The sequence below is a fragment of the Geodermatophilus tzadiensis genome (genome assembly GCF_003002915.1).
GTDB lineage: Bacteria > Actinomycetota > Actinomycetes > Mycobacteriales > Geodermatophilaceae > Geodermatophilus > Geodermatophilus tzadiensis.
The window spans coordinates 43,517-58,424 of sequence record NZ_PVTG01000013.1; the positions used below are offsets into that span (position 1 = coordinate 43,517).

The 14,908-nt window shown below is 75.4% G+C and carries 15 protein-coding genes; 2 read left to right on the forward strand and 13 right to left on the reverse strand.

Annotation, left to right across the window (positions count from 1 at the left end; all coding sequences use genetic code 11):
* Nucleotides 1-63 precede the first annotated feature (63 nt).
* Nucleotides 64-984 (forward strand): 5'-3' exonuclease, encoded by a 921-nt coding sequence (locus tag LY71_RS16380; RefSeq protein WP_106279741.1) that lies wholly within the window; start codon nucleotides 64-66, stop codon nucleotides 982-984.
* Nucleotides 985-1,000: 16 nt separating this feature from the next.
* Here LY71_RS16380 and LY71_RS16385 read toward each other — a convergent pair whose 3' ends face one another.
* The 8 genes from LY71_RS16385 to LY71_RS16420 form a co-directional block, all read right to left on the reverse strand.
* On the reverse strand, nucleotides 1,001-1,624 hold the full coding sequence (locus tag LY71_RS16385; protein WP_106279572.1) for a DUF4333 domain-containing protein: 624 nt from the start codon (nucleotides 1,622-1,624) through the stop codon (nucleotides 1,001-1,003).
* Between the two features lie 138 nt (nucleotides 1,625-1,762).
* Nucleotides 1,763-4,612 (reverse strand): DEAD/DEAH box helicase, encoded by a 2,850-nt coding sequence (locus tag LY71_RS16390; protein WP_106279574.1) that lies wholly within the window; start codon nucleotides 4,610-4,612, stop codon nucleotides 1,763-1,765.
* A 216-nt stretch (nucleotides 4,613-4,828) separates the two neighbouring features.
* Nucleotides 4,829-5,740 (reverse strand): diacylglycerol/lipid kinase family protein, encoded by a 912-nt coding sequence (locus LY71_RS16395; protein WP_106279576.1) that lies wholly within the window; start codon nucleotides 5,738-5,740, stop codon nucleotides 4,829-4,831.
* A 62-nt stretch (nucleotides 5,741-5,802) separates the two neighbouring features.
* Nucleotides 5,803-6,750, reverse strand: a complete 948-nt coding sequence (gene tatC / locus LY71_RS16400; RefSeq protein ID WP_245887954.1) for a twin-arginine translocase subunit TatC — start codon at nucleotides 6,748-6,750, stop codon at nucleotides 5,803-5,805.
* A gap of 20 nt (nucleotides 6,751-6,770) precedes the next feature.
* Nucleotides 6,771-7,061 (reverse strand): Sec-independent protein translocase subunit TatA, encoded by a 291-nt coding sequence (tatA, locus tag LY71_RS16405; RefSeq protein ID WP_106279580.1) that lies wholly within the window; start codon nucleotides 7,059-7,061, stop codon nucleotides 6,771-6,773.
* A gap of 85 nt (nucleotides 7,062-7,146) precedes the next feature.
* On the reverse strand, nucleotides 7,147-7,359 hold the full coding sequence (locus tag LY71_RS16410) for a hypothetical protein (RefSeq protein WP_106279582.1): 213 nt from the start codon (nucleotides 7,357-7,359) through the stop codon (nucleotides 7,147-7,149).
* Between the two features lie 10 nt (nucleotides 7,360-7,369).
* Nucleotides 7,370-8,347, reverse strand: coding sequence for a helix-turn-helix transcriptional regulator (locus LY71_RS16415; protein ID WP_211297380.1), 978 nt, complete (start codon nucleotides 8,345-8,347; stop codon nucleotides 7,370-7,372).
* On the reverse strand, nucleotides 8,344-9,321 hold the full coding sequence (locus tag LY71_RS16420) for a helix-turn-helix transcriptional regulator (protein WP_106279584.1): 978 nt from the start codon (nucleotides 9,319-9,321) through the stop codon (nucleotides 8,344-8,346). The genes LY71_RS16415 and LY71_RS16420 overlap by 4 nt, the downstream gene beginning before the upstream one ends.
* A 114-nt stretch (nucleotides 9,322-9,435) precedes the next feature.
* Here LY71_RS16420 and LY71_RS16425 point away from each other — a divergent pair, with 114 nt between their 5' ends.
* The gene (locus LY71_RS16425; protein WP_106279586.1) at nucleotides 9,436-10,542 is read left to right on the forward strand and encodes a DUF3866 family protein; all 1,107 of its coding nucleotides are present in this window, start codon (nucleotides 9,436-9,438) and stop codon (nucleotides 10,540-10,542) included.
* Between the two features lie 67 nt (nucleotides 10,543-10,609).
* Here the strand turns inward: LY71_RS16425 and pafA are convergent, their stop codons facing one another.
* From pafA to LY71_RS16450, 5 genes are all read right to left on the reverse strand, one after another.
* A complete protein-coding gene (gene pafA, locus LY71_RS16430; RefSeq protein ID WP_106279588.1) occupies nucleotides 10,610-11,968 on the reverse strand; it encodes a Pup--protein ligase in 1,359 nt (452 codons plus the stop codon).
* A 56-nt stretch (nucleotides 11,969-12,024) separates the two neighbouring features.
* Nucleotides 12,025-12,948, reverse strand: coding sequence for a proteasome subunit alpha (prcA, locus tag LY71_RS16435; protein ID WP_106279590.1), 924 nt, complete (start codon nucleotides 12,946-12,948; stop codon nucleotides 12,025-12,027).
* 5 nt (nucleotides 12,949-12,953) lie between these two features.
* Entirely contained in the window at nucleotides 12,954-13,796 is an 843-nt protein-coding gene (gene prcB / locus LY71_RS16440; protein WP_106279592.1) for a proteasome subunit beta, read from the reverse strand.
* A 162-nt stretch (nucleotides 13,797-13,958) separates the two neighbouring features.
* Nucleotides 13,959-14,594 (reverse strand): endonuclease domain-containing protein, encoded by a 636-nt coding sequence (locus LY71_RS16445; protein WP_106279595.1) that lies wholly within the window; start codon nucleotides 14,592-14,594, stop codon nucleotides 13,959-13,961.
* Nucleotides 14,595-14,626: 32 nt separating this feature from the next.
* Entirely contained in the window at nucleotides 14,627-14,836 is a 210-nt protein-coding gene (locus LY71_RS16450) for a ubiquitin-like protein Pup (RefSeq protein ID WP_091107399.1), read from the reverse strand.
* Nucleotides 14,837-14,908 lie beyond the last annotated feature (72 nt).

The following is a 14,908-nucleotide window of genomic DNA, read 5'->3' on the forward strand; positions in this document are numbered from 1 at the left end:
CCCGGGTGGCGACCGCGCCCGCCGGTGTTCCCCGGACCGTTACCGTCCCCGCCCGTGACGACGATGCTGCTCGACGCCGCGAGCCTCTACTTCCGGGCCTTCTACGGCGTCCCGACCAGCGTGACCGCGCCCGACGGCCGGCCGGTCAACGCCGTCCGCGGGTTCCTGGACATGACCGCCCGGCTGCTCACCGCGCACGCCCCCGACCGGCTCGTCGCCTGCTGGGATGACGACTGGCGCCCCGCCTTCCGGGTCGAGGCGCTGCCGTCGTACAAGGCGCACCGGCTCTCCCCCGACGGCGGGGAGGAGACGCCCGAGGAGCTCGGCCCGCAGGTGCCGGTGCTCGTCGACGTCCTGGCCGCGGCCGGCATCGACCGGGTGGGAGCGCCGGGGTACGAGGCCGACGACGTCATCGGCACGCTGGCCACCCGCGCGCGCGGGCCGGTCGACGTCGTCACCGGCGACCGTGACCTCTTCCAGCTGGTCGACGACGCGCGCGGCGTCCGGGTGCTCTACACCAACCGGGGCATCGCCGACATCGAGGTGGTCGACGAGGCGGCGGTGACGGCGAGGTACGGCATCCCGGGGCGGGCCTACGCCGACTTCGCCGTCCTGCGCGGGGACCCCAGCGACGGGCTGCCCGGGGTGGCCGGCATCGGCGCGAAGACCGCGGCGGCGCTGGTCAGCGAGTTCGGCGACCTGGCCGGCGTCCGGTCGGCCGCGGCGCGGACGGTGGTGCCGAGGGCACCGCTCACCGCGGCGGTGCTGAAGAAGCTGCACGCCGGCGCGGACTACCTCGACGCCGCGCCGGTCGTGGTCGCGGTCGCCCGCGACATCGCGCTGCCCGCCGTCGAGGGGGCGCTGCCCCGGCGGCCGGCCGACCCGGCGGCGCTGGCCGCGCTGGCCGACGCGCACGGGCTGCGGTCGTCGCTGGGCCGGCTGGGCGCGGCGCTGGGCTGGCCGGCCGACGTCCTGGACCGGTGAGACCCGGCCGGACGGGTCAGACGACCTCCCAGGTGTAGGCGGCGGTGTCCGCGTCGGTGATCACGACGCGGATGGTCACGTCCTCGTCGTCCTCGGTCGTGCCCGAGCACTCGTAGGTGGCTCCGTCCTCCACCACCATCTCGTCGTCGCACGAGACGTCGATGCCGACGCCGAAGGTCTCCTCGAACTGGGTGGCGATGTCCGCCTCGGCCCGGTCGTCGTCCAGGACGTCGCGGCCGAGGAGCAGCGCCAGGAGGATCCCGACGCCGATGATGACCACCGCCAGTCCCGTGCCGATGAGCGGGCCGGTACGCGACCTCCTCGGCGGCTGGCCCGCTCCCCCGGGCTGCCCGACGCCGGGCTGGGCGTACTGCCCCGGCTGCCCGTAGCCGTACGGGGCCGGCTGGCCGTACTGCCCGGGCGGACCGTACTGCCCCGGCTGCCCGTAGCCGCCGTACTGGCCGGGCAGGCCGGGCTGGCCGTACTGCCCCGGCTGCGGGTACGGGCCCGGCTGCCCGCCGGGCTGGCCGTACTGCCCGGGCTGCGGGTACGGGCCACCCTGCGGCGGCTGCTGACCCGACGGCTGCCCTGGCTGCGGCCCGTACTGCCCCGGCTGGCCACCCTGCGGCGGGTTGGTCATGACGCTCCTGTCCCCTCCGACCCGGCGGGTCGTCGTCCGGCACCGTGCCCGGCCCTGTCTCGCCCCTGACGGTGCGTCACGGGAGCGGGGCGATTCTGCACCACGCGGACCGCTGCCCCGCCGCGTCCGGCCCGGCGCTCAGCCGCTGACGGCGACCGCGACCACGCCCCGCCGCACGCGCTCGACCGCGGCGCGGGCGACCCGGGCGACCGGCTCGTCGGCGACCTTGGCCAGCTGGTCGAGCACGTCGACCAGCTGCCGCGCCCACCGGACGAAGTCGCCGCCGGAGAGCTCGGTGCCGGCCTGCTCGGCACCGGCGAGCACCCGGTCCAGGCTCTGCCCGTCGGCCCAGCGGTAGGCCGCCCAGGCGAAGCCCAGGTCGAGGTCGCGGGTGGCCGGCAGGCCGCGGTCGAGCTCCACGTCCTGCAGCCGCGCGCGGATGCGGCGCATCTCGCCGATCGCGGCCGCGACCTGGCCCGCCGGCACCGCCGGCTGCCCGGGCAGCTCGCGGCGCGCCTCGAACACCAGCGTGGAGACGGCGGCGGCCAGCTCGGCCGGGCCCAGCCCGCGCCACGCGCCGGCGCGCAGGCACTCGGCGATGAGCAGGTCGCCGTCGGACCAGATCCGCGCCAGCCGCCGTCCCTCGTCGGTGACCCGGGGGACGTCGTCGACCGGGACCTCCTCCGCGGTGTCGGCGGGCACCAGCGGCACCACCTCCGGCACCAGGTAGCCCAGCTCCTCGAGGACGTCGCAGGTGCGGTCGAACTGCCGGGTCAGCGACCCGGTCCGCTCGGCCATCCTCCGGTGGGTGGCCTCGGCCTCGCCGACCGAGCGCAGGTACCGCTCCGCGGCGCGCACCCGGTCCTCCCGGTCGGGCAGCGTGTGCACCGGGTGGGCGCGCAGGGCGCGGCGCAGGTCGTGCAGCACCGGGTCGTCGGCGGCCGCGGACCGCTGCCGGACCCGGCGGGCGCCCAGGTCGTTCTCCACCCGCGCGGCGCGCAGCGTCGAGGCCAGGTCGCGGCGGGCGTGCGGGCTGCGGTGGTTGAAGTTCCGCGGCACCCGCACGCGGGCCAGCGCGGTGACCGGCGTCGGGAAGTCGACGCTGCCCAGCCGGCCGGCCCACTTGTCCTCGGTGAGCACCAGCGGGCGCGGGTCGGCCAGGTCGGTGATGCCCGGGTCGAGGACGACGGCGAGCCCCTGCCGGCGTCCCGAGGGCACCCGGATGACGTCGCCGGGGCGCAGCGCGGCCAGCGCGTCGGCGGCCTCCATCCGCCGCTTGGCCTGCGAGTCGCGGGACAGCTCCTTCTCCCGGTCGGCGATCTCCCGGCGCAGCCGCGCGTACCCGGCCACGTCGCCGCCGTCGGAGTGCATCTCCCCGGCGGCCCGCTCGGCCTCCTGCTCGTGGCGGGCGGCGGCCCGGGCCAGGCCGACCACCGAGCGGTCGGCCTGGAACTGCGCGAAGGACGACGCCAGCAGCTCGCGGGCGCGGGCCCGGCCGAAGCTGCCGACCAGGTTGACCGCCATGTTGTAGCTGGGCCGGAACGACGAGCGCAGCGGATAGGTGCGGGTGCTGGCCAGCCCGGCCACGACCGAGGGGTCCATGCCCGGCGCCCAGAGGACGACGGCGTGCCCCTCGACGTCGATGCCGCGCCGTCCGGCCCGGCCGGTGAGCTGGGTGTACTCCCCCGGCGTGACGTCGACGTGCGCCTCGCCGTTCCACTTCACCAGCCGCTCGAGGACGACGGTGCGCGCGGGCATGTTGATGCCCAGCGCCAGCGTCTCGGTGGCGAACACGGCCTTCACCAGGCCGCGGACGAAGCACTCCTCGACGGTCTCCTTGAACGCCGGCACCAGCCCGGCGTGGTGGGCGGCCAGCCCGGCGAGCAGGCCCTCGCGCCACTCCCAGAAGCCCAGCACGTGCAGGTCCTCGTCGGGCAGCGAGCCGGTCCGCTCGTCGATGATCCGGGCGATCTCGGCGCGCTCGGCCTCGTCGGTGAGCCGCAGGCCCGACTGCAGGCACTGGGCGACGGCGGCGTCGCAGCCGTTGCGGCTGAAGATGAAGGTGATCGCCGGCAGCAGCCCGGCGCGGTCGAGCCGCTCGACCACCTCCGAGCGGGCCGGGGGCCGGTAGCGCGGCTTGTGCCAGTCGCGGTCGCGCCGCGAGCCGCCGTTGCCACCGCCGCCCCAGGTGTCCAGCCGGCGCTCGTACTCGCGGACGTAGCGCACCAGCTCCGGGTCGACCACGCTGGCGCCGCGGTCGCGGGTGGACCGGCCGCGGGGGTCCTCCCCCTGCTCGGCGGCGTGCGCGGCCGGGCGCAGGCTGAACAGGTCGAACACCCGGGTGCCGACGAGCATGTGCTGCCACAGCGGGATCGGCCGCACCTCGCTGACGACGACCCGGGTGTGACCGCGGACGGTGACCAGCCAGTCGGCGAACTCCTCGGCGTTGCTCACCGTCGCCGACAGCGACACCAGGGTCACCGACGCCGGGAGGTGGATGATCACCTCCTCCCACACCGCGCCGCGGAAGCGGTCGGCGAGGTAGTGCACCTCGTCCATGACCACGTAGCCGAGGCCGTCGATGGCCGGGGACTCCGCGTAGAGCATGTTGCGCAGCACCTCGGTGGTCATCACCACCACCGGGGCGTCGCCGTTGATCGCGTTGTCCCCGGTCAGCAGCCCGACCGCGGACTCGCCGTAGCGGTCGACGAGGTCGTTGTACTTCTGGTTGGACAGCGCCTTGATCGGCGTCGTGTAGAACGCCTTGCGGCCCTCGGCGAGCGCCTTGTGCACGGCGAACTCGCCGACGACGGTCTTGCCCGCGCCGGTGGGTGCGCAGACCAGCACGCCCGCGCCCTCGTCGAGCGCCTCGCACGCCTCGACCTGGAACGGGTCGAGGGAGAAGCCGAGCTCGGCGGTGAAGTCGGCGAGGGTGGGGTGCGCGCTGCGCCGCCGGGCAGCCGCGTACCGCTCGGCGGGGCTGGACATGTCCTCCACGTTAGGCGCACCGGCGGCGGCTCTCAGATCGGCGCCGTCGTTGTCGGCGTCCTCGCCGCTCTCCCTCCCCCCGTCCGTACCGGCTGTGTGACGTGCAGTTGGGGATAACGGACGTCTGGCGGGCGACCGCGAGCCGGCCGCGGCGCGTCCTCCCTCACCGCGGCGCGTCCCACCCCACCGCCCACCGTCCGGTGGGACGCGCGATGATCAGGTGACCTGATCGTCGCGGGGCGGCCGGGCGCTGCCGACCACGCGCAGGGCGCCGGGGACCGCCTCCGCGACCACGGGCAGCGCGGCCACCGGCTCCCCGTCGGCCCAGGTGGTGAGCCCGGTCCCCGCCAGCTCGACCCGCGCGGCGCGGTGCACCGCCACCGCCGGGTGCTCGACGTGGGTGCCGTGCGTCAGCCGCGGGCGGGTGCGCACCAGCTCGCGGCGCGACACCGGGCCGACGACGGTGACGTCGAGGCGCCCGTCGGCCGGGTCGGCGGTCGGGCAGACCCGCATGCCGCCGCCGTACCAGGCGGTGTTGCCGACCGCGACCAGGGTGACCGGCAGCGTCCGCGGCACGCCGTCGAGGGTCAGCGTCACCTCGCGCGGCCGCAGCCGGGCCAGCTCGGCGAGGATCGCCACGTCGTAGCGTCGGGGACCCCGCGGCCAGCGCAGCCGGGCCGCCCGGTCGGTGACCGCCGAGTCGAAGCCGCAGCACAGCACGGTGGCCCACCAGCGCCCCGCCGTCCGGCCGGCGTCGAGGGTGCGGACGGCGCCCTCGCGCAGGTCGGCCGCGGCCGCCGCGGCCGCCGCCACCGGCTCCGGCGGCACCCCGAGGGCGAGGGCCAGGTCGTTGCCGGAGCCCGCGGGGACCACCGCCAGCGGGGTGGCGGTGCCGGCGACGGCCTGCAGCGCGGCGTGCGCGGTGCCGTCACCCCCCACCGCGACCACCGCCCCGGTGCCGGCGGCCACGGCGTCCGCCGCGGCCCGCTCCGCCCCCGCGCGGTCGGCGGCCGGCAGCAGGTGCGGCCTCAGGCCGCGGCGGCGCAGCACGTCGAGGACGGCGCCGGAGACGGTGCGCGCCCGCCCCCGCCCGGCGGCCGGGCTCACCAGGACCGCGACGTCGGTCATCGGCGCCCCCTCCCGGTGCGGCGGGTCACCCTACGGCCCGGCGCGGTCGCCGGGCGGGGAGGTCAACCGCGGGAGGCGGTGCGCCGGTCGGCGGGCTGGACGGCGGGGTCGGCGTCCAGGCGCGAGGGTGCGGCGTCCAGCGCGGACGGGCGGACGTCGAGGGGCGAGGCCTCGTCGTCGCCCACGTCGTGGAAGTGCTCGCGGGCGTCGCGGCGGGCCCGCCGCCGGTCGACCAGCCGCGCCACCTGGATGGCCAGCTCGAACAGCAGGATCATCGGCCCGGCCATGAGCAGCATGGTGAACGGGTCCTGGGTGGGGGTGACGAAGGCGGCGAAGACGATGGTGAGGAAGAAGATCCAGCGCCGGCTGCGCCGCAGCGCCTCGTAGGAGAGCACGCCGACCGCGTTGAGCGCGACGGCCACCAGCGGCACCTCGAAGCTGACGCCGAAGGCGACCAGCAGGGAGAGCACGAAGCCGATGTAGTCCTGCGCGGTCAGCGCGATGACCACGCCGTCGCCGGCCAGGCCCAGCAGCAGCTCCAGGCCCGCCGACAGCGACACGTAGGCCAGCACCGCGCCGAGGGCGAACAGCGTCGAGGAGACCAGCACGAAGCCGACGCCGTAGCGCCGCTCGTTGCGCTTGAGGCCCGGGGTGACGAACGCCCACAGCTGGTAGAGCCACACCGGCGCCGACAGCACCGCCCCGGCCAGCAGGCTCACCTTCAGCCGGATGAACACCCCGCCGAACACGTCGGTGATCAGCAGCCCGCAGCCGCCGTCGGCGTCCCCGCCGTAGCGCAGCTCGGGCTCCAGGCCGCAGTAGGGCGCCCGGATGAAGTCCCCCAGGCCGTGCTCGTACCACCAGAACGCGACGGCGGAGGCCAGCAGCAGCGCCAGCAGCGCCTTGGCGACCCGGTTGCGCAGCTCGGTGAGGTGCGCGACGAGGGTCATCGTCGCGTCGGGGTCGCGCGGTGGCCGGCGACGCCGGCGGCGCGGGGCGGGCCCGCTCACGTCGGTGCTCCGGGGCGGGCTCAGCGCGGGTCGGCGGCGCCGGGCCGGCCGGCGCGCGCCCGCAGCTCCGCCGCGCGGGCCTCGGCGGCGGCCGCCTCGGCCTCGAGCTGGGCGCGGCGGTCGGCGTCGGCCGCGTCGAGGGCGACGGGGCCCGATCGGCCCTTGTCGTCGTCCTTCATGCCCTTCATCTCGCCCTTGAAGATGCGCAGCGAGCGGCCGAGCGAGCGCGACGCGTCGGGCAGCTTCTTGTACCCGAACAGCAGCAGGATCGCGAGGATGATCAGGATGATCTCCGGCGCGCCGAGGTTCATGCGTCCTCCAGGTCGAGGGGCGACGGCGGAGATGCTACGCCGCGGAGGGGGCGATCCCCGTCCCCCCAAGGCGGGGGACCGGCGGTCAGCCCGCGTTCCGGCGCTGCTCCACCGACGGCAGCGCGGCCGCGCGGGCGCCGGTGGCCTGCGCCTGCTCCAGGAGGGGCCGCACGTCCCGCTCGGCCGCCTGCAGCTCCCGGCCCAGCCGCTGCAGCGCCCCCAGCACGCCGTGCACCAGCGCGCCGAGCACGACCAGAGCCAGCACGACGACGACGATCCACACCACGAGCAGCAGCACGGCGACGACCCTAGGCCCCGGGCTGCTCGCCGTAGCGCGTCAGGGCGGCCCGGGCGTCGGCGGCCACGGCCCCGGCGAGCTCGGCGGGCTCCTCCACCGTGGCCGCCCCGCCGAGGGAGGCGACCAGCCGGCGCGCCCACGCCAGGTCCCCGGTGCGCAGCGCCACGGCCAGGCCGCCGGGCGGGTCGTCGACCTCGCGCACGTCCTCGACCGGGTAGTACTCGGCCACCCAGCGGGCGGTGCGGGCCAGCCGCAGCCGCACCACCGGGGCACCGGGCTCGGGCTGGTAGATCCCGTTGTCCAGGTCGCGCAGGTGCACCCCCGGCGGCGGTGCGGCGGGCTCGTCGAGGACCTCGACGTCGTCGACCCGGTCCAGCCGGAACAGCCGCAGCCCCTCGGCGCGGCGGCACCACGCCTCCAGGTAGGAGCGGCCGTCGACCAGCAGCAGCCGCAGCGGGTCGACGGTGCGCTCGGTGCGCTCGTCGCGGGTGGGCACGTAGTAGTGCAGGTGCAGCGCCCGGCCCTGCTCCAGCCCGCGGCGGACGACGGCGAGGGACTGCTCCCGCGCGTCCACCGACAGCGCCACCGGGGTGACCCGCTCGGCGGCGTGCCCGGCCGCGGCCGACACCTTGGCCAGCGCGCGGCTGACCGCCTCCTGCTCGGCCAGCCCGGGCAGCTCCAGCAGCGTGCGCAGGGCCACGACCAGCGCCACCGCCTCGTCGGTGGTCAGCCGCAGCGGGCGGACCATGCCGGCGGTGAAGGTGACCCGCACCCGGTCGCCCTCGAAGGCGAGGTCGATGAGGTCGCCGGGCCCGTAGCCGGGCAGCCCGCACATCCACAGCAGGTCCAGGTCGCGGCGCAGCTGCCGCTCGGGGACGCCGAAGTCGCGGGCGGCCTCGGCCAGCGGCACGCCCTCGGGCCGGGCGGTGAGGTAGGGGACCAGGGACAGCAGCCGGGTCATCCGCTCGTTGGTGGCCGGGCTCGTCACGACCGCTCCCCCATCGCCGCCAGGCGGGTGAGCCGCTCGACGACGGCCGCGCGCACCGCCTGCGGCGACTCCACCACGACGTCGGGCCCGTAGGCGGCCAGCTGGTCGGCCAGCCGCCACGGCTCGGTGGTGCGCAGCTGCAGCCGGTCGTCGCCGTCGGGGCCGGCGCCCAGCGGGGTGGCCCAGCGGCGCAGGCCCACGGCGGCGCCCGGGCGGGCGCGGACCACGACCAGGTGCTCCTCGCCGCCGGCCTGCCGGGCGACCAGCGCCGACAGGTCGACGTCGGCCGGCGGCTCGAACGCGCCCTCCGGCCCGGTGGCCCGCGGGGTGCCGACGACGCGGGAGAGCCGGAACACCCGCGGCGCCTGCCGGTCGAGGTCGAGGCCCACCAGGTACCAGCGGCCGTGCCAGGCAACCACGCCCCACGGCTGCACCCGCCGCCGGGCGGGGGCGTCCTCGTCGGGACGGCGGTAGTCGAAGGTCAGCACCCGGCGGTCGCGGGCCGCGGTGTAACAGGGCTCGAAGGCCGGCTCGTCGGAGTCCAGCCGCGGCTGCACCGGCAGCGACCGGGCCGGGTCGACGTCCACCCCGGCGGCGCGCAGCTTGACCAGCGCGCTCTGCGCCGCCCCGGCCAGCTGCGCCGACTCCCACAGCCGCAGCGCCAGGCCGACGGCGGCGGCCTCCTCGCCCGTGAGCGTGATCTCGGGCAGCTCGTAGTCGGCGCGGGCGATGCGGTAGCCGTCCTCGGTGTCGAAGACGCTGGTGCGGCCGGTCTCCAGCGGCACGCCCATCTCGCGCAGCTCGGCCTTGTCCCGCTCGAACATCCGCTTGAACGCCTCGTCGGCGCGGGCGGTGCCGTCGTCGGGCTCGTAGCCGGGCACGGTGGCGCGGATCCGCGCCGCGGTCACGTACTGCCGGGTGCCCAGCAGGGCGATGACCAGGTTGACCAGTCGCTCCGCCCGCTTCGCCGACACGCACCCCAGCCTAGACACAGGGCCCCCTGCCCCCAGCTCCTCGCGGGCTCGCCGCGGGCCCCCGCAGGGGGCCACGGGGGCGCCGGGGGCACCGGGGTCCCTACGCTCGCCCCCGTGGGGGAACCGACGACGACGCACCGGATCCGCTGGCGACGCGGGCGGGTGACCGCGACCGGCCGCAGCTGGCGCGACGCCCTCGAGCTCACCGTCGAGGTGCCCGGCGACGGCGAGGTCCGGTCGCTGGCGCACCCCTCGCTCGTCGGCGTCCCCGAGGTCGGCGACGAGGTGCTGCTCAACACCACCGCCTGGGCGCAGCGGCTGGGCACCGGCGGGTACGCCCTCGTCGTCGCCGTCCCCGACCGTTTGCCGCCCGACCCCACCGGCCCCGGCCACCTGGTCAAGGCCCGCTACACCCCGATGCAGGTCAGCGTGCAGGGCGTCGACGAGCAGGACACCGAGCACCACGCGGCGATCGCCGAGGCCGACGACCTCGGCGGCATGCCGGTCGTCGTCGCCGACCTGCACTCGGCGCTGCCGGCGGTGCTCATCGGCGTGCTGGCCACCGACCCCGACCTCAAGGTCGCCTACGTGATGACCGACGGCGGGGCGCTGGTCGCCGGGTTCTCCCGGACGCTGCACACGCTGGCGCCGTCGCTGGCCGGCGTGGTCACCGTGGGCCAGGCCTTCGGCGGCGACCTGGAGGCGGTCACCCTGCACAGCGGGCTGCTCGCCGCCCGGCACGTGCTCGGCGCCGACGTCGCGATCGTCACCCAGGGCCCGGGCAACCTGGGCACCGGGACGCCGTGGGGCTTCTCCGGGGTGGCCGCCGGCGAGGCGTGCAACGCCGTCTCGGTGCTGGGCGGGGAGCCGATCGGCGCGCTGCGCATCTCCGACGCCGACCCCCGCCCGCGCCACCGCGGCGTGTCCCACCACTCGCTGACCGCCTTCGGCCGGGTCGCGCTGGCCGGGGTGACGCTGGTGGCGCCGCGCGGGCTGGGCTCGGAGCTGGGCAGCCAGGTCGACGAGGACCTCGCCTCCCAGCCCGAGCGCAACGAGGTCGTGTGGGTGGACACGGAGAACCTCGACGAGGCGCTGCAGCTGTCCCCGGTGACGCTGTCGACCATGGGCCGCGGCTGGCCGGAGGAGCGCGCCTACTTCCTGGCTGCCGCGGCCGCCGGCCGCTACGCCGCCGTGCAGGTGCCGCTGCCCGACGACGCCTGACCGCGCAGATCCGCGGACCTGCACCGCGCAGATCCGCGGATCTGCACGAGCAGATCCGCGGAGGCGGTCACATCGAGGCGATGAGCTTCTCCACGCGCTCGTCGACGCTCTTGAACGGGTCCTTGCACAGCACGGTGCGCTGGGCCTGGTCGTTGAGCTTGAGGTGCACCCAGTCGACGGTGAAGTCGCGCCGCTTCTCCTGGGCCTTGCGGATGAACTCCCCACGCAGCTTCGCCCGGGTGGTCTGCGGCGGCACGTTCTTGGCCTCGAACACCCGCGGCTCGTGCGCCACCCGCTCCACCTGGCCGCGCCGCTCCAGCAGGTAGTACAGCCCCCGCCGGCGGCTGATGTCGTGGTAGGCGAGGTCCATCTGCGCCACCCGCGGCGAGGACAGCGACAGGTCGTGCTTGGCCCGGTAGCGCTCGATGAGCGAGAGCTTGGTGGCCCAGTCGATCTCCCGGTCGATGAGCGAGAGGTCGCCGGAGTCGACGGCCTTGAGCACCCGCCCCCACAGCTCGAGCATCTGCCGGTGCACCGGGCCGAAGCCCTCGCGGTCGACGAACTCCGCGGCCCGGGCGTGGTACTCGGCCTGGATCTCCAGCGCCGACATCTCCTTGCCGTTGGCCAGGCGCACCTTGCGGCGGCCGGTGATGTCGTGGCTGATCTCGCGGATGGCGCGGATCGGGTTCTCCAGCGCCATGTCCCGGATCGGCACCCCGGCCTCGATCATCCGCAGCACCAGGTCGGTGACGGTGACCTTGAGCAGCGTCGTCGTCTCGTTCATGTTCGAGTCGCCGACGATGACGTGCAGCCGCCGGTAGCGCTCGGCGTCGGCGTGCGGCTCGTCGCGGGTGTTGATGATCGGCCGGGAGCGGGTGGTCGCCGAGGAGACGCCCTCCCAGATGTGCTCGGCGCGCTGGCTGACGCAGTAGATCGCCCCGCGCGGGGTCTGCAGCACCTTCCCGGCGCCGACCACCAGCTGCCGGCTCACCAGGAACGGGATGAGCACGTCGGCCAGCCGGCTGAACTCCCCGTGCCGGCCGACGCAGTAGTTCTCGTGGCAGCCGTAGCTGTTGCCCGCCGAGTCGGTGTTGTTCTTGAACAGGTAGATGTCGCCGGTGACACCCTCCTCGGCCAGCCGCTGCTCGGCGTCGACCAGCAGGCCCTCGAGGATCCGCTCACCGGCCTTGTCGTGGACGACCAGTTCGGTGAGGTCGTCGCACTCGGCGGTGGCGTACTCGGGGTGGCTGCCGACGTCGAGGTAGAGCCGCGAGCCGTTGCGCAGGAACACGTTGGAGCTGCGCCCCCACGACACGACGCGCCGGAACAGGTAGCGCGCGACCTCGTCCGGGGACAGCCGCCGCTGCCCGCGGAAGGTGCACGTGACGCCGTACTCGGTCTCGATCCCGAAGATCCGTCGGTCCACGGACCGAGCCTAGGCGCCGGATGCGACTCCGGCCGGTTCCCGGCGCGGCCCGCCGCTCAGGACGACGTCGCGCCGTCCGCCCCGCCGTCGGTGCCGCCGCCCACGCCGTCGGCCGGGCCGGTCTGCGGGCCGCTGCCCTCACCGGAGCCGGCCGTGCCGCCGGCGGTGTCCGGCGCCGCCGGGTCGCCCAGGCCGGCCGGGGTGCCCGGCTGCGGCGCGCTCGGCGTGTGCGCGTGCGTGGCGCCCTCGGCCGCGCCGTCCCCCGCCGACCGGTCACCGAGCAGGCTGCCCAGCGCGGCGCCCACGACCCGGCGGAAGGCCCGCTTGGGCCGGCGCCGGTCGAGCACGGCGACCTCGAGCTGCCCGGCCGGCAGCAGGCCGCCGTCGCCGCCGTTGCCCGACATCGCCGGGCTGGACGCCGACAGCGCGCGGACGCCGACCATGAGCGCGTCGCGCAGGTCCAGGCCCGCCCGGAAGTTCTCCCGCAGGTGCGCGGTGACGGCGTCGGCCTGCCCGCCCATGACGATGAAGTCCGGCTCGTCGACGACCGAGCCGTCGAAGGTCAGCCGGTAGAGCTGGTCGGCCTCGGAAGTCTCCCCCACCTCGGCGACGCACAGCTCGACCTCGAAGGGCTTGGTCTGCTGGGTGAAGATCTCGCCGAGGGTCTGCGCGTAGGCGTTGGCGATGACCCGGCCGGTGACGTCCCGGCGGTTGTAGGAGTAGCCGCGGACGTCGGCCAGCCGCACGCCGGCCACCCGCAGGCTCTCGAACTCGCTGTAGCGGCCCACCGCGGCGAAACCGATGCGGTCGTAGATCTCGCCCACCTTGTGCAGCGTGGAGCTGGGGTTCTCGGCGATGAACAGGACGCCGTCGGCGTAGGTGAGGACGGCGACGCTGCGGCCGCGGGAGATGCCCTTGCGGGCGTACTCCGAGCGGTCGCGCATCAGCTGCTCGGGCGAGGCGTAGTACGGCATGGTCATGGCGGTCAGCCCTGCCCCTCGGCGGCGGCCCGCTCCTCGGTGATGGCCCCGGCGACGGCGGACACCTCGTCGTCGGTCAGGCGGACGGCGCCCTCGGCGTCGACCCGGTAGACGATCGGGTACAGCCGGCGCACCGGGTCGGGGCCGCCGGTGGCGGAGTCGTCGTCGGCGGCGTCGTAGAGCGCCTCGACCAGGCTGCGGGTGGCCGCGTCGCCGTCGAGGCCCGGGCGCCAGGTCTTCTTCAGCGAGTTGCGGGCGAACAGCGAGCCCGAGCCCACCGCGGAGTAGCCGCGCTCCTCGTAGTTCCCGCCCGTGACGTCGTAGCTGAAGATCCGGCCCGGGGTGGTGCCGGGCGCCGCGTCGAGGTCGTAGCCGGCGAACAGCGGGACGACGGCCAGGCCCTGCAGCGCGGCGCCGAGGTTGCCGCGGATCATCTGCGCCAGCCGGTTGGCCTTGCCGTCGAGGCTGAGGGTCAGGCCCTCGATCTTCTCATAGTGCTCGAGCTCGACCTGGTAGAGCTTCACCATCTCGATGGCGATGCCCGCCGCGCCGGCGATGCCGATCACCGACCAGCTGTCGGCCGGGTACACCTTCTCGATGTCGCGGCTGGAGATCAGGTTGCCCATGGTCGCCCGCCGGTCGCCGCCCATGAGGACGCCGCCGTGGTAGGTGACCGCGACGATGGTCGTGCCGTGCGGGGTGAGGTCACCGACCGGGATCTGCGGCACCGGCCGGCGGCCGGGCAGCAGGTCGGGGGCGGTGACGCCGAGGAAGTCGGTGAAGGACGAACCCACCCGGTCCAGGTAGGCGGGCGGGAAGCCGCTCCGGCCGGTGTGCGACTGGGTCAACCCGTCCACCTCTCCGCCCCGTTCGGGGTGCTGATCGACGAGCCGCGGGGACCCGCGGCGCTCGCCGTCGACCCTACCGGCGCCGCTGACGGCCCACCCGGGGCGCCACGGGAGCGAGCGAGCCGCCGGCTCAGGTCAGGGATCCTCGCCGGACGGGCGGTGTCAGCCCCCTGGCGCCACCGGTCCGGCGCCACCGAGGAGGCGACGGAGGACCGCGTCATCCGGGTCCGAATCCCCCAGGGACCTGGCGTGGCGCAGGCGGTGCAGCTCGACGTAATCGGCTGCGGCTCGCATCAGCGACGGGTCGTCCCGGAACAGGCCGAGCGCCAGGTTGCAGCGTTCGCACAGCAGGGCCCGGACGAAGTCCCTCTCGTGGTCGTGATCGATGTGGGCCGGACGAGGGTCACCACAGATGGCACAGAGATCGGACTGTCGAGCGCGCAACTCGTCGATGCCCGCGCGGTCGAGCCCGTAGCGGCGGGCGTAGTACCGGTCCATGTCGGCCGCGTACTTGCACGGCTTGCACTGGCTGCCGAAACCCGACGAGGTCCGGGCGGAGCGGGCGAAGTCCTCGTGCGCGACCGCTTGATGACAGGAGGGACACCAGCGGAAGCCCTCAGGCACCCAGGAGTGGTCCCGCACCTCCCGTCCCTGCCTGCGCCGGGAGTCTCGGTACCACCGGCGGTTGCGCTCCCGATTACAGCTCAGGCAGTAGAACGACAGCCCGTCGCGCAGGGCACGGTTGCGCCCGAAGTCCGTGACGGGCTTCGCCTCCCCGCACTGCGGACAGGTCTTCATCCGCTATCCGACTACTCTGAGTCAGGATGCGACTACTCTCCGCCCTTCTGCACGTACGATCGCACGAACTCCTCGGCGTTCTCCTCGAGGACGTCGTCGATCTCGTCGAGGATGGCGTCGACGTCCTCGGACATCTCCTTGTGCCGCTCGGCGACCTCGGTGTCGACCGAGGCCTCGACCTCGTCGGTCTCCTCGCGCGTCCGCGTCGCCTTCTGCTGCCCGCCGGTGTCCCTGGTGGCCACGTGCCCTCCCCTGGTGCGCGCCGAGTGCGTGCTGGTGCTGAAGCTACCCGCAGGTACCGACATCCGTCGGCC

Coding starts and splice junctions, on each gene's coding strand:
- tatA (WP_106279580.1), bottom strand. CDS start 7,061: ATGAACCTCGGCGCGCCGGAGATCATCCTGATCATCCTCGCGATCCTG.
- LY71_RS16385 (WP_106279572.1), bottom strand. CDS start 1,624: ATGACCAACCCGCCGCAGGGTGGCCAGCCGGGGCAGTACGGGCCGCAG.
- LY71_RS16395 (WP_106279576.1), bottom strand. CDS start 5,740: ATGACCGACGTCGCGGTCCTGGTGAGCCCGGCCGCCGGGCGGGGGCGG.
- prcA (WP_106279590.1), bottom strand. CDS start 12,948: ATGACCATGCCGTACTACGCCTCGCCCGAGCAGCTGATGCGCGACCGC.
- LY71_RS16380 (WP_106279741.1), top strand. CDS start 64: ATGCTGCTCGACGCCGCGAGCCTCTACTTCCGGGCCTTCTACGGCGTC.
- LY71_RS16390 (WP_106279574.1), bottom strand. CDS start 4,612: ATGTCCAGCCCCGCCGAGCGGTACGCGGCTGCCCGGCGGCGCAGCGCG.
- LY71_RS16445 (WP_106279595.1), bottom strand. CDS start 14,594: ATGAAGACCTGTCCGCAGTGCGGGGAGGCGAAGCCCGTCACGGACTTC.